This is a genomic window from Pseudomonas sp. RT4P38, assembly GCF_054897765.1.
Genome location: NZ_CM142703.1, coordinates 87,516 through 100,809, shown reverse-complemented (window position 1 = coordinate 100,809; position 13,294 = coordinate 87,516). Strand labels below are relative to the sequence as shown.

General features: G+C 59.6%; 11 protein-coding genes. 8 read left to right on the top strand and 3 right to left on the bottom strand.

Features of this window, described 5'->3' with window-relative positions; all coding sequences use genetic code 11:
• The first annotated feature begins 17 nt into the window (after positions 1-17).
• From ACYZT7_RS00480 to ACYZT7_RS00450, 7 genes are all read left to right on the top strand, one after another.
• Positions 18-1,016 carry a phosphate ABC transporter substrate-binding protein PstS gene (locus tag ACYZT7_RS00480; protein WP_403099892.1) on the top strand — a complete coding sequence of 333 codons (999 nt, stop codon included), beginning with the start codon at positions 18-20 and terminating at the stop codon, positions 1,014-1,016.
• A gap of 407 nt (positions 1,017-1,423) precedes the next feature.
• The gene (locus ACYZT7_RS00475; RefSeq protein ID WP_462041893.1) at positions 1,424-3,457 is read left to right on the top strand and encodes an ABC transporter permease subunit; all 2,034 of its coding nucleotides are present in this window, start codon (positions 1,424-1,426) and stop codon (positions 3,455-3,457) included.
• Positions 3,458-3,472: 15 nt separating this feature from the next.
• The gene (pstA, locus tag ACYZT7_RS00470) at positions 3,473-5,143 is read left to right on the top strand and encodes a phosphate ABC transporter permease PstA (RefSeq protein WP_462039526.1); all 1,671 of its coding nucleotides are present in this window, start codon (positions 3,473-3,475) and stop codon (positions 5,141-5,143) included.
• Positions 5,144-5,302: 159 nt separating this feature from the next.
• Entirely contained in the window at positions 5,303-6,136 is an 834-nt protein-coding gene (pstB, locus tag ACYZT7_RS00465) for a phosphate ABC transporter ATP-binding protein PstB (RefSeq protein ID WP_462039525.1), read from the top strand.
• Between the two features lie 72 nt (positions 6,137-6,208).
• Positions 6,209-6,970, top strand: coding sequence for a phosphate signaling complex protein PhoU (phoU, locus tag ACYZT7_RS00460; protein WP_008150055.1), 762 nt, complete (start codon positions 6,209-6,211; stop codon positions 6,968-6,970).
• Positions 6,971-7,137: 167 nt separating this feature from the next.
• Entirely contained in the window at positions 7,138-8,088 is a 951-nt protein-coding gene (locus tag ACYZT7_RS00455; RefSeq protein ID WP_462039524.1) for a response regulator, read from the top strand.
• Positions 8,089-8,299: 211 nt separating this feature from the next.
• Positions 8,300-9,196 (top strand): peptidoglycan DD-metalloendopeptidase family protein, encoded by an 897-nt coding sequence (locus ACYZT7_RS00450; RefSeq protein WP_462039523.1) that lies wholly within the window; start codon positions 8,300-8,302, stop codon positions 9,194-9,196.
• Positions 9,197-9,211: 15 nt separating this feature from the next.
• Here the strand turns inward: ACYZT7_RS00450 and ACYZT7_RS00445 are convergent, their stop codons facing one another.
• The 3 genes from ACYZT7_RS00445 to phoB form a co-directional block, all read right to left on the bottom strand.
• Positions 9,212-10,552, bottom strand: a complete 1,341-nt coding sequence (locus ACYZT7_RS00445) for a hemolysin family protein (RefSeq protein ID WP_462039522.1) — start codon at positions 10,550-10,552, stop codon at positions 9,212-9,214.
• A 123-nt stretch (positions 10,553-10,675) separates the two neighbouring features.
• Positions 10,676-11,962, bottom strand: coding sequence for a phosphate regulon sensor histidine kinase PhoR (gene phoR, locus ACYZT7_RS00440; RefSeq protein ID WP_462041892.1), 1,287 nt, complete (start codon positions 11,960-11,962; stop codon positions 10,676-10,678).
• 75 nt (positions 11,963-12,037) lie between these two features.
• The gene (phoB, locus tag ACYZT7_RS00435; protein WP_008150066.1) at positions 12,038-12,727 is read right to left on the bottom strand and encodes a phosphate regulon transcriptional regulator PhoB; all 690 of its coding nucleotides are present in this window, start codon (positions 12,725-12,727) and stop codon (positions 12,038-12,040) included.
• A gap of 153 nt (positions 12,728-12,880) precedes the next feature.
• Here phoB and ACYZT7_RS00430 point away from each other — a divergent pair, with 153 nt between their 5' ends.
• Positions 12,881-13,273, top strand: coding sequence for a COG4315 family predicted lipoprotein (locus ACYZT7_RS00430; protein ID WP_462039521.1), 393 nt, complete (start codon positions 12,881-12,883; stop codon positions 13,271-13,273).
• The last annotated feature ends 21 nt before the right edge of the window (positions 13,274-13,294 follow it).

Genomic DNA, 13,294 nt, shown 5'->3' with positions numbered 1-13,294 from the left:
TCTGCTAGGAGTAAGGCATGAAACTGAAGCGTTTGATGGCGGCAATGACTTTTGTCGCTGCTGGCGTTGCGACTGCCAACGCGGTTGCCGCTGTTGACCCTGCTATCCCGAGCTACACCAAGACCACTGGTGTGTCGGGCAACCTGTCCAGCGTCGGCTCCGATACCCTGGCCAACCTCATGACCCTGTGGGCTGAGAACTACAAAAAAGAATACCCGAACGTAAACATCCAGATTCAGGCTGCCGGTTCGTCGACCGCGCCACCTGCGCTGACTGAAGGCACCGCTAACCTGGGCCCGATGAGCCGCAAGATGAAGGACAACGAGCTGCAGGCCTTCGAAACCAAATATGGCTACAAGCCAACCGCTATTCCGGTTGCCGTGGATGCCCTGGCAGTGTTCGTGCACAAGGACAACCCGATCCAGCACATGACCATGGAACAAGTCGACGCGATCTTCTCGTCCACTCGTCTGTGCGGCGCTAAAACCGACGTGAAAACCTGGGGTGACCTGGGTGTGACCGGCGACCTGGCGAACAAGCCGGTTCAACTGTTCGGTCGTAACTCGGTATCGGGCACCTATGGCTACTTCAAAGAAGAAGCCTTGTGCAAAGGTGACTACAAGCCAAACGTCAACGAACAACCAGGTTCGGCTTCGGTCGTGCAGTCGATCAGCTCCTCGCTGAACGGCGTTGGTTACTCGGGCATTGGCTACAAAACCGCTAGCGTGAAAACGGTAGCTCTGGCCAAGAAAGGCAGCACCGAGTTCGTCGAAGACACCGAAGAAAACGCCCTGAACGGCAAGTACCCGCTGTCGCGTTTCCTCTACGTTTACGTCAACAAAGCCCCGAACAAGCCTCTGGCCCCGCTGGAAGCCGAGTTCGTGAAGCTGATTCTGTCCAAACAGGGTCAGGAAGTTGTAGTGAAAGACGGCTACATCCCACTGCCGGCCAAGGTTGCTGCAAAAGCACTGGCTGACCTGGGTCTGCAAGAAGGCGGCAACGTCGCAAAGAAGTAAAACCTTGAGTCCGGGATGATTTCCGGGCTCCAGTGGGAGCGGGTACGCCCGCTCCTACACCCCAAATTTTTGATCCACTGCCAGTTCCCACTGGCGGCGGATTTGTTGCGTCACTGCATTGTCATCTTTCTGTCATACAGGACCGCTAGGGTGTGCGCATGAATGATCTGGCCAATTCCACCATGACTACTAATCCTCCCAAGCGAATTGATTTCAATACGCCTGAGCTGCAACGCAAGCGCCGCATCCGCGCGCTCAAAGATCGCCTGACCCGCTGGTACGTCCTCGTGGGCGGCCTTGCCGTTCTCGGCGCGATCACGCTGATCTTCTTCTTCCTCGCCTACGTCGTCTTCCCTCTGTTCCAAGGTGCCGACCTGACGACCAAGGACGCCATCACGCCCGCCTGGATGCAAGACGCCGGCAAGCCGTTGATGATCTCCCTGGAAGAACAGAACCAGGTCGCCATGCGCGTTTCCGACAAGGGGCAGGCGCTGTTCTTCGACATCGACAGTGGCGCCGAACTCAAGCGCGTCGATCTGCCGGTTCCGGCGGGTGCCAGCGTCACGTCCATCGGCGAAGACCAGCCCGGCCATCCGCTGGTAGCGGTGGGTTTCTCCAACGGCCAGGCCTTGGTGTTCCGTCACACCTATAAAGTCAGCTACCCGGATGGCAAGAAGACGATCACGCCAGCCATCGAGTACCCGTACGGCGAAGCCCCGATAGCGCTGAACGAGACTGGCGGTGCGCTGGAGCATGTCAGCCTTAACGCCACCGACACCACGCTGATGCTGGTCGGCTCTACCGGTGCGCAACTCAATGTTCTATCGCTGACCAGCGAAGAAAACATGATGACCGGCGAAATCACCAACGAGCAGAAGCGCATCGATCTGCCGCAGATGACCGAGCCGGTGAAGAACATCTTCGTCGACCCGCGCCAGCAATGGCTGTACGTGATTAACGGTCGCGCCCAGGCCGACGTATTCAGCCTGCGCGACAAGAGCCTCAACGGTCGTTACAAGCTGCTCGAAAATGGCGATGCCGAGATTACTGCCAGTACTCAATTGGTCGGCGGTATCTCGCTGATCCTTGGTGATTCGAAGGGCGGTCTGGCCCAGTGGTTCATGGCCCGCGACCCGGATGGCGAGCAGCGTCTGAAGCAGATCCGCACCTTCCAGATGGGCACTACGCCAATCCTTGAAATCACCGCCGAAGAACGTCGCAAAGGCTTTGTCGCTCTTGACGCTGCAGGCAAGCTCGGCGTGTTCCACAGCACCGCTCACCGCACCTTGCTGGTGGATCAAGTGGTCGATGGCCAAGGCCTTTTCGGTATGTCGCCACGGGCCAACCGCATCATTGTGGAGCAGGGCGGCAAGCTGCAACCGCTGCTTCTCGACAACCCGCACCCGGAGGTTTCCTGGAGCGCGTTGTGGAGCAAGGTCTGGTACGAGAACTACGACGAGCCTAAATACGTCTGGCAATCGACCGCCGCCAACACCGACTTCGAACCGAAGCTGAGCCTGTCGCCACTGACCTTCGGCACCCTGAAGGCCGCGTTCTACGCCATGCTGCTGGCTGCACCACTGGCCGTCGCTGCTGCGATTTACACCGCGTACTTCATGGCCCCGGGCATGCGCCGCAAGGTCAAACCGGTGATCGAGCTGATGGAAGCGATGCCGACGGTGATCCTCGGTTTCTTCGCCGGCCTGTTCCTCGCTCCGTATGTGGAAGGACATTTGCCGGGCATCTTCAGCCTGCTGATGCTTTTGCCGATCGGCATTCTGGTGGCCGGTTTCGTCTTCAGCCGCCTGCCTGAGTCCATCCGCCTGAAAGTGCCGGACGGCTGGGAAAGCGCGATTCTGATTCCAGTGATCCTGTTCGTGGGCTGGCTGTCGCTGTACATGAGCCCGTACATGGAAACCTGGTTCTTCGGTGGCGACATGCGCATGTGGATCTCCCACGACCTGGGCATCACCTACGACCAGCGCAACGCTCTGGTGGTCGGTCTGGCCATGGGCTTTGCGGTGATCCCGAACATCTACTCCATCGCCGAAGACGCCGTGTTCAGCGTGCCTCGCGGATTGACCCTCGGTTCTCTGGCCCTCGGTGCCACGCCGTGGCAGACCATGACGCGGGTGGTGATCCTCACCGCCAGCCCGGGCATCTTCTCGGCGTTGATGATCGGCATGGGCCGTGCGGTCGGTGAAACCATGATCGTGCTGATGGCCACCGGTAACACGCCGGTCATGGAAATGAACCTGTTCGAAGGTCTGCGCACGCTGGCCGCCAACGTCGCGGTGGAAATGCCCGAATCGGAAGTCGGCGGCAGCCACTACCGCGTGCTATTCCTCTCGGCGCTGGTGCTGCTGTTGTTCACCTTCGTCATGAACACCCTCGCGGAGCTGATTCGTCAGCGTCTGCGCAAGAAATACTCGTCGCTTTAAGAAAGGTAGAAGTCTGTGAAACAGAACTCCCTGAACGGATGGTTCAAGAGCGGCGCCCCCGGCGTCTGGATCAGCGGCGGCGCGGTGTCCATCGCGGTCATCATGACCATTGGCTTGCTGGCGGTGATTGCCGTGCGCGGTCTGGGTCACTTTTGGCCGGCGGACTTGATTCACGCCAGCTATGACGTGCCGGGCCAGGCCAATCACCTGGTCATCGGCGAGATCGTGCAGAAAGAAGAAGTGCCGCGCGAGCGCCTGAAAAGCGCTGGCCTGCCGGTGCCCGATCAGGGCCCGGAGTTCATGACCCGCGAGCTGATCAAGGTCGGCAACCGTGACTTGAACGGCAACGACTTCACCTGGATCGTCGGCGAGTGGCTGACTAACCAGAAGACCCCGCCTGAGTTGATGGCCATTGAGCGTCGCGAGTGGGGCAACTTCTACGGCTACCTGGTCAACGTCAAGCAGGATGGCAAGGTCATCGCTGAAGGCGAGGCCGCGTGGCCTGAGTTGCAGGCGCGTGTCGATCGCGTCAACAATCTTGCCGCGCAGCTCAAGAGCCTGGAAAAAGCCGACATCGGCGCGATCAACGCAGGTCTTGAGCGCGTCCGTCTGCACGGCCGCAAACTGGAACTGGCCGGCAAGCTCGACGCCGCCGCACAAGCGGACATGGAATCCGAGCGCGCCGAGCTCAACGCTCGTTATCAAGACATCGAAGTCCGCCTGAACGACCTGCACGCCCAGTTCAATCGCGACAGCCTGACGGCCCGCGATGCAAACGGCAAAGAGATCGAAATCGGTATTGGCAAAGTGGTTCATGCCTACCAGCCGAACGCGATGGGCACCTTCACCAAGATCGGTTTCTACTTCAGCAAGATGTGGGAATTCCTCAGCGACGACCCGCGTGAAGCGAACACCGAAGGCGGGATCTTCCCGGCGATTTTCGGCACTGTGATGATGACCCTGATCATGGCGATGGTCGTGACGCCGTTCGGCGTGCTGGCGGCGGTCTACCTGCGTGAGTATGCGAAACAGAACACCATGACTCGTCTGATCCGCATCGCGGTGAACAACCTGGCGGGCGTTCCGGCTATCGTCTACGGCGTGTTCGGTCTGGGCTTCTTCGTCTACGTACTCGGCGGCTCGGTCGACCGGTTGTTCTTCCCCGAAGCGCTGCCGGCACCGACCTTCGGTACCCCGGGTCTGCTCTGGGCGTCCCTGACCCTGGCGTTGCTGGCGGTGCCGGTGGTAATCGTGGCCACCGAAGAAGGTCTGGCGCGGATTCCTCGCACCGTGCGTGAAGGCTCGTTGGCCCTCGGCGCGACCAAGGCTGAAACCTTGTGGAAGATCGTGCTGCCAATGGCCAGCCCGGCGATGATGACCGGCATGATCCTCGCCGTGGCTCGCGCCGCCGGTGAAGTGGCGCCGCTGATGCTGGTGGGTGTGGTGAAACTGGCACCGTCGCTGCCACTGGACGGTAACTACCCGTACCTTCACCTTGACCAGAAGATCATGCACTTGGGCTTCCACATCTATGACGTCGGCTTTCAGAGCCCGAACGTCGAGGCCGCGCGTCCGCTGGTGTACGCCACGGCGCTGCTGCTGGTGCTGGTGATTGCCACGTTGAACCTGTCGGCCGTTTATATCCGTAACCATCTGCGCGAGAAGTACAAAGCGCTGGATAGCTGATTACCGCTGCTCCCTGTAGGAGCCAGGCTTGCCGGCGAAGGCGATTTCAAGGACGCCTTCGCGGGCAAGCCTCGCTCCTACAGAGTGGCAACACCGCTGGCCCATTTTTGTGAGGCCAGCGGCCAACCGAACCGAATTTGTTAGCACAGGGAGCCTCCCATGCAGCACGAAACACACACACACGGCATCAACATGTCTGCCCTGGGCCGCGATAAACAGAGCTTGAGCCTCGAGCAGGAAACCGTCGCCATCGAAGTGCCAGGCCTGAGCCTGTTCTACGGCGACAAACAAGCGCTGTACGACGTCAGCTTGAACATCCCGAAACAGCGCGTGACCGCCTTCATCGGTCCGTCCGGCTGCGGCAAGTCCACGCTGCTGCGTACGTTCAACCGCATGAACGACCTGGTGGATGGCTGCCGTGTCGAAGGCGCGATCAACCTCTACGGCAACAACATCTACCGTAAGGGCGAAGACGTGGCCGAGCTGCGTCGTCGTGTTGGCATGGTGTTCCAGAAGCCGAATCCGTTCCCGAAAACCATCTACGAAAACGTGGTCTACGGCCTGCGCATTCAAGGCATCAACAAGAAGCGCATCCTCGACGAAGCCGTCGAGTGGGCGTTGAAAGGCGCTGCGCTGTGGGACGAAGTCAAAGACCGTCTGCATGAATCGGCACTCGGCCTGTCCGGTGGTCAGCAACAACGTCTGGTGATCGCTCGTACCATCGCCGTGGAGCCAGAAGTGCTGCTGCTCGACGAACCGTGCTCGGCACTCGACCCGATCTCCACGCTGAAAGTCGAAGAGCTGATCTACGAACTGAAATCGAAGTTCACCATTGTCATCGTGACCCACAACATGCAACAGGCCGCGCGGGTTTCCGACTACACGGCGTTCATGTACATGGGCAAACTGGTGGAATTCGGCGACACCGACACCCTGTTCACCAATCCGGCGAAGAAGCAGACCGAAGACTACATCACTGGTCGCTACGGCTAGCAAGCGGTTGGTTGCTCACTGAACTGACGCTGCGGTCCACCGCACCTTACCGGACGCTCCAAGGACGCCAACATGATTAGTAAAGAAGGCCTTACCCACCACATTTCCGCGCAGTTCAACGCTGAACTGGAGGAAGTGCGCAGCCACCTCCTGGCCATGGGCGGGCTGGTGGAAAAGCAAGTCAACGACGCGGTGACCGCGCTGATCGAGGCCGACTCCGGTCTGGCTCAGCAGGTTCGCGAGATCGACGACCAGATCAACCAGATGGAACGCAATATCGACGAAGAGTGCCTGCGCATTCTGGCCCGTCGACAGCCTGCGGCGTCGGACCTGCGTCTGATCATCAGCATCTCCAAGTCGGTGATCGACCTGGAACGCATTGGCGATGAAGCGACCAAAATCGCCCGTCGCGCCATCCAGCTGTGCGAAGAAGGCGAAGCCCCTCGCGGCTATGTCGAGGTTCGCCATATTGGCGACCAGGTCCGCAACATGGTTCGCGATGCGCTGGACGCTTTTGCCCGCTTCGACGCCGACCTGGCGTTGTCGGTGGCGCAGTACGACAAGATCATCGACCGTGAATACAAAACCGCGCTGCGTGAGCTGGCCACCTACATGATGGAAGACCCGCGCTCTATCTCGCGGGTTCTGAGCATTATCTGGGTGCTGCGTTCGCTGGAACGGATCGGCGACCACGCGCGCAACATCTCGGAGTTGGTGATTTACCTGGTGCGTGGCACCGACGTGCGTCACTTGGGTCTCAAGCGCATGAAGGAAGAAGTTGAAGGCACAAGTGGCGAAACCGCTAATGTTCCGGGTAAAGCTGACGATAAGTAAGATTGCCTGAGAAAAGCGCCCGGCCTTCTGGTCGGGCGTTTTTGTTTGTGGTTTATCAATTCGAAAGCAGCACCCGCGAACGAAAAGTCCCGGCGTGACTGAAGGTTTTTGGCAATGTGCCATCAGCAAAGCGGTATGCTTGCCGGGATTTTTTAAAGGGGTGATGGATGAGTAAGGTCAGTGTGTTGGTCGTGGATGACGCGTCGTTCATTCGTGACCTGGTGAAGAAGTGCTTGCGCAACTACTTCCCGGGGATCCGGATCGAAGACGCGGTCAACGGCAAGAAGGCTCAGTCCCTGCTGGCTCGGGAAGCGTTCGACCTGGTCCTGTGCGACTGGGAAATGCCGGAAATGTCCGGGCTGGAGCTGCTGACCTGGTGCCGCGAGCAGGACAACCTCAAGACCATGCCGTTCGTGATGGTGACCAGCCGGGGCGATAAAGAGAACGTGGTCCAGGCGATCCAGGCCGGGGTTTCCGGCTACGTCAGCAAGCCGTTCACCAACGAGCAACTGCTGACCAAGGTCAAGCAGGCCCTGAACAAGGTCGGCAAGCTCGACACCTTGATGAACAGCGCGCCGACCAAAATGAACTCGGCGTTCGGCAACGATTCCCTGAGCGCCTTGACGGGTGGCAAGGCTGCCGTGGTCGCACCCGCAGCGGCGCCGGTCAACCCGTTCGCCAAACCTGTCGCCGCCGCGTCAGCCCCGGCGGCGGCTCCGTCTCGCGGTCTGCTCAACAGCCCGCCGATCAAGCCTCCAGCGTCCTCCGCGGCGCCAACGGGCGGTCGTGGCCAGGGTCAACTGCGCCTGCCGAACGGCATTCAGCAATGTGTAATCAAGGCCTTGAGTCTCAAGGAAGCACTGCTGGTGGTGAAGCGCACCGATACGCTGCCGCAAGTGCTCGACAGCGCGGTGCTCGATCTGGAGCAGGGCGACAACGCCGAAACCGCCCGCCTGAACGGCTACCTGCACGCCATCGTCGCCCACGAGCAGAAGCCCGACAGCGAGTGGCTGCAACTGACCTTCCGCTTCGTCGACCAGGATGCGCAGAAGCTCGACTATATCTCCCGTCTGATTGCCCGCGGCACGGCGCAGAAGCATTTCGTGCCCGGCGCTTAGGTTCGGCATCGTCTGTTAGGCCGCCATCGCGAGCAAGCTCGCTCCCACAAGGGAACGCATTCCAATAATGTGGGAGCGAGCTTGCTCGCGATGAGGCCTTCGAATTCACCACACATCCGCTGAACTGCCCATTTTGAAACATCTGCCGACTACCCGGGTCCATTGCAGCTGCTAGGCTCTTTCCCAGGCCTTACTCGACAGAATCTTGCCCATGCTCGCGCGCCTGCTGTTTTTCTGCGGTCTTTTCATGGCCTCCACCTCGGCGATGGCCATGACGATCTACAAGTCCACCGACGCCAATGGCGTGGTCTCCTACAGCGACCGGCCCACGACAGGCTCCAAGGTGTTCGTTTTTCGTGATCGCATGGTTGAGAATCTTGAGCGTCAGGTGTACCTCATCATCACGAAGAAGACGGGCGTGGACAGCGTTTACGTGCGCAATGACCTGTATGCACCGGTAGAGATCGAATTGAGCTTCGGCGGGCTGAAAAACGTCAGCGGTGCGCCGAGCCGACCGATTCGCCGGGTGATGCCGGCACGCAGCAGTATTCGTCTGGCGCTGCTCACGGCCACGCAGCCCGAAAGGCCGCTCGCGTATACACCAAAATTCGAATACTCCTTGGGCGACCCTTCAGGGGCCGCCATGGCCTATCGATACCCGCTGCCCTGGCGCGGCGGACCGTTTCGGTTGAGTCAGGGGGCTAATGGTCAGTACAGCCACTTTGGTCCAAAGAACCGCTACGCGATGGACATCGCCATGCCCGAAGGCACGCCGATCATCGCGGCGCGAGGCGGGGTGGTGGTGAAAACCGAAAATGCCCAAACCGGGCGTGGCACCGATCCGTCGGGCAATTTCGTGCGGGTGCTGCACGATGACGGGACGATGGGCGTGTACCTGCACCTCAAGCAAGGTTCGGTGTGCGTTCGCGAGGGGCAACGGGTGTCGGTAGGCAGTGCGTTGGCGCTGTCGGGCAATACCGGCAACAGCAGTGGGCCGCACCTGCATTTCGTGGTGCAGCGCAATTCCGGGTTGGGGCTGGTGTCGATCCCGTACCAGTTCAATCAACCGGTCGGCGCATTGCCCAACTTTGCGTTGGGCAAGCAGTGAGTCAAAGGTTGATGCTCAATCGAGCATCAACACCTTGGCCAGAATAATCTTCGGCCCTTTCATCTTCTTGATGATGATCCGCAAGCCTTCGACTTCCAGCACTTCTTCCTCTTCCGGTACCCGTTTCAGGGTTTCGTAGACCAGCCCGGCGAGGGTTTCGGCTTCGATGTGGTCCAGGTCGATGCCCAGCAGGCGTTCGACCTTGAACAGCGGCGTATCACCACGCACCAGCAGCTTGCCCGGCTGGTACGCGAGGATCCCGCGCTCAGCCTTGCGGTGTTCGTCCTGAATGTCGCCCACCAATACTTCCAGCACGTCTTCCATGGTCAGGTAGCCGATGATGTTGCCGTCGGCTTCCTCGACCACGGCGAAATGCGAACCGCCCTTGCGGAACTGTTCAAGTAACTGCGACAGCGGCATGTGGCGAGACACGCGCTCCAGCGGCCGGGTCAGTTCGGCGAGGTTGAACGATTCGGGAATGTGATCCAGTGCGGCCAATTCAAGCAGCAAATCCTTGATGTGCAGCAGGCCGACGAACTCCTGACGATCGCTGTCGTACACCGGATAACGGCTGAATTTGTGGCGACGGAACATCGCCAGGATTTCCTTCAGCGGCGCGTTGAACTCCAGCGTCACCAGGTCTTCCCGGGAGTTGGCCCAGTCGACCACTTCCAGTTCGCCCATCTCCACCGCCGAGGCCAAAACGCGCATGCCTTGGTCGCTCGGGTCCTGGCCACGGCTGGAGTGCAGGATCAGTTTCAGTTCTTCACGGCTGTAATGGTGCTCGTGATGAGGGCCGGGTTCACCTTGGCCGGCGATCCGCAGAATCGTGTTGGCACTGGCATTGAGCAGGTAAATGGCCGGGTACATCGCCCAGTAGAACAGGTACAGCGGCACGGCGGTCCAGAGCGACAGCAGTTCGGGTTTGCGGATGGCCCAGGATTTCGGGGCCAACTCGCCGATCACAATGTGCAGGTACGAAATGATGAAGAACGCCGTGAAGAACGACACGCCTTTGACCACTTCGGCCGACTCTACGCCAACGGCGCTCAGCACTGGCTCTAGGATGTGCGCGAACGCCGGTTCACCGACCCAGCCGAGGCCAAGTGAGGCGAGAGTGATACCCAATTGGCACGCCGACAGGTAGGCATCGAGCTGACTGTGAACGGTGCGCAGGATGTGTCCGCGCCAGCCGTTTTTTTCAGCGATGGCTTCGACCCGGGTCGAGCGCAGTTTGACCATGGCAAATTCTGCCGCAACGAAAAAGCCGTTGAGCAATACCAGGATCAGAGCAAAAAGAATCATGCCGAAATCGGCGAAGAGTGTCGCGAGGGTCAAGCCAGGGGAAGGGTCCATGATGGAGTTTTGCGGGTTCCGTGTATTCGAAAGGAAAGAAAAAAGTGCGCCTGAAGGGCAGGCGCAAGTCAGCCAATGTAGCGGCTGACCGGGCGATTGCCTAGTGGTGAGTGCTGGCCGGTATCAGTCAGTCGTGCTGATGACCCTGGATTTGGTGACTTGGGCGGGGGCGAAGTGGCAGGTAAACGTGCTGCCATGGCCCGGCACGCTGCTGATCTCCATCCGCGCGCGGTGGCGCAGCAACACGTGTTTGACGATCGCCAGACCTAGCCCGGTGCCGCCAGTATTGGAGTTGCGGCTGGAATCGACACGATAGAAGCGTTCAGTCAGGCGCGGCAGGTGTTTGCTGTCGATGCCGATGCCGGAGTCCTGCACGCTCAAGTGTGCACCTTGCTCATCGGCCCACCAGCGAATGCGGATATTGCCTTCGGCCGGTGTGTATTTCACTGCGTTGAACACCAGATTGGAAAACGCGCTGCGCAATTCGGCTTCGCTGCCCTTGAGCAGAATCGTCGGGTCGGCTTCCAGCATGATCGTCTGGTTACGCTGACCGGACAGCTGCTGAGCGTCGCTCTTGATCGATTGCAGCAAACCATCGATGGCCACCGGCTGGTTGTCCGACGGGTAATCGGTGGCTTCCAGTTTTGCCAGCAACAGCAAGTCGTTGAGTAAGGTCTGCATGCGCCCGCCTTGCTGTTGCATCTGCTGCAAGGCACGGGACCAGCGCGGGTTCACTTCCTCGACGTTGTCGAGCAGGGTTTCCAGATAACCGCAGATCACTGTCAACGGCGTGCGCAGTTCATGGGAGACGTTGGCGATGAAGTCTTTGCGCATCTGTTCCAGCTGATGGATACGCGTCACGTCGCGTACCAGCATTAAATGTTCGTTGTTGCCGTAGCGGGTGATGTACAGCTGAATGCGCAGGCGATCATTGGTCGGCGAGGGGATTTCCAGCGGCTCGGCGTAGCTGTTCTGCTCGAAGTATTCTTTGAAGCTCGGATGGCGTACGAGGTTGGTCACCGGCTGACCGCTGTCTTGCGGCGTCTTGAGGCCGAGCAGGGTTTCGGCGGCGCGGTTCCACCATTCCAGGTTGCCGTCGCTGTCGAGCATGATCACCGCGTCTTTCAGCGCGGCGGTGGATTCCTGGACCCGGTCGATCACCGCTTGCAGACGCCCGCGCACCCGTTGGTCGCGGCGTTGCAGGTGGTAGATGCTGTCGAACACTTCGCCCCACAGGCCATAGCCATCGGGCGGTGCTTCATCGGATTTGTGCAGGCGCAGCCACTCGTGCAGACGCAGCAGTTGCTTGAGCGTCCAGGCCAGGTAAAGGCCCAGGCCCGCGGCGAGGCTCCAGCCGTAGTAGCCGGAAATCAGGCCGATCACCAGGCAGGTGGTGACCAGCAACAGCATGTGGCGAATCAGGATGCCATGCCAGTTTTGGTTCACGGAAAATATGCGTCCTTGTCAGCGAGTCTGGCGGCAGGCTCAGGCCTTGGTGGAAAACCGGTAGCCGGTGCCGCGCACGGTTTGTACCAGATTTTCGTAGGCGTCGCCGAGGGCTTTGCGCAGGCGACGGATGTGCACGTCGACGGTGCGCTCTTCGACATACACGTTGCCGCCCCAGACCTGATCCAGCAACTGGCCACGTGTGTAGGCACGCTCCTGGTGGGTCATGAAGAATTGCAGCAGACGGTATTCGGTCGGGCCCATCTCTGCGGGTTTGCCGTCGATGGTCACACGGTGGCTGATCGGGTCCAGCAGCAGGCCGCCGACTTCGATCGGCGTCTCGCCATCGGTAGGGCCGGCGCGGCGCAGCACGGCCTTCAGGCGCGCCACCAGCTCACGTGGGGAAAAAGGCTTGGTGATGTAGTCATCGGCGCCGACTTCCAGGCCCTGGATCTTGTTGTCCTCTTCGCCCTTGGCGGTGAGCATGATGATCGGGATGTCCCCGGTCAGCTCATCGCGCTTGAGGCGCCGGGCCAGCTCGATGCCGGAAGTGCCGGGCAGCATCCAGTCGAGCAGGATCAGGTCCGGTTTACGGTCAACGATGATGGCGTGGGCCTGCTGGGAGTTCTCAGCCTCCAGGCAGTCATAGCCGGCCATTTCCAACGCAACGGCGATCATTTCGCGAATGGGCGCTTCGTCGTCGACGATCAGAATGCTCCTGCCAACCATGCCTTTAATCCTCTTGTCATTTAACTGTCTTGCGCCGCATTAGATAACGGAATTATTGCAGTCGTGTGACAGTATTTTAGTCGGCCTGCGATTGTTGTGAACCTGAACTAAGCTCTAATTCCGAATCCTGACAACCACAAAAGGAAGGTTTCCATGAAGCAATACTCGCAATCCATCAAGGCTCTGATGCTGACCGCGGCCCTGGCGTTGCCATCGATGGCCTTCGCGGCTGAGCCCGCAATGATGAAAGACGGGATGATGGTCGATCATAAGGGTATGACGGTGTACACGTTCGACAAGGATGCTGGCGGCAAGTCAATGTGTAACGATGATTGTGCCAAGAACTGGCCGCCAATGATGGCTCCGGCGGGTGCCAAGGCCGAAGGCAAGTGGAGCGTCATTAAGCGTGATGACGGCATGATGCAATACGCTTACGACGGCAAGCCGCTGTACACCTTTGTGAAGGACGAAAAGCCTGGAGAAATGAAAGGTGACGGCATGAAAGATGTCTGGCACGTCATCACCAATACCGGACCGAAGAAGTAAGCGAGTCCAGAAACCACAAAC

What these genes read in the sequence shown, in the direction of transcription:
- ACYZT7_RS00450 (WP_462039523.1), top strand. Translation starts at nt 8,300, where the DNA reads ATGCTCGCGCGCCTGCTGTTTTTCTGCGGTCTTTTCATGGCCTCCACC.
- phoR (WP_462041892.1), bottom strand. Translation starts at nt 11,962, where the DNA reads ATGCTGTTGCTGGTCACCACCTGCCTGGTGATCGGCCTGATTTCCGGC.
- ACYZT7_RS00430 (WP_462039521.1), top strand. Translation starts at nt 12,881, where the DNA reads ATGAAGCAATACTCGCAATCCATCAAGGCTCTGATGCTGACCGCGGCC.
- ACYZT7_RS00475 (WP_462041893.1), top strand. Translation starts at nt 1,424, where the DNA reads ATGCAAGACGCCGGCAAGCCGTTGATGATCTCCCTGGAAGAACAGAAC.
- ACYZT7_RS00445 (WP_462039522.1), bottom strand. Translation starts at nt 10,552, where the DNA reads ATGGACCCTTCCCCTGGCTTGACCCTCGCGACACTCTTCGCCGATTTC.
- phoB (WP_008150066.1), bottom strand. Translation starts at nt 12,727, where the DNA reads ATGGTTGGCAGGAGCATTCTGATCGTCGACGACGAAGCGCCCATTCGC.
- ACYZT7_RS00480 (WP_403099892.1), top strand. Translation starts at nt 18, where the DNA reads ATGAAACTGAAGCGTTTGATGGCGGCAATGACTTTTGTCGCTGCTGGC.
- pstB (WP_462039525.1), top strand. Translation starts at nt 5,303, where the DNA reads ATGCAGCACGAAACACACACACACGGCATCAACATGTCTGCCCTGGGC.
- phoU (WP_008150055.1), top strand. Translation starts at nt 6,209, where the DNA reads ATGATTAGTAAAGAAGGCCTTACCCACCACATTTCCGCGCAGTTCAAC.
- ACYZT7_RS00455 (WP_462039524.1), top strand. Translation starts at nt 7,138, where the DNA reads ATGAGTAAGGTCAGTGTGTTGGTCGTGGATGACGCGTCGTTCATTCGT.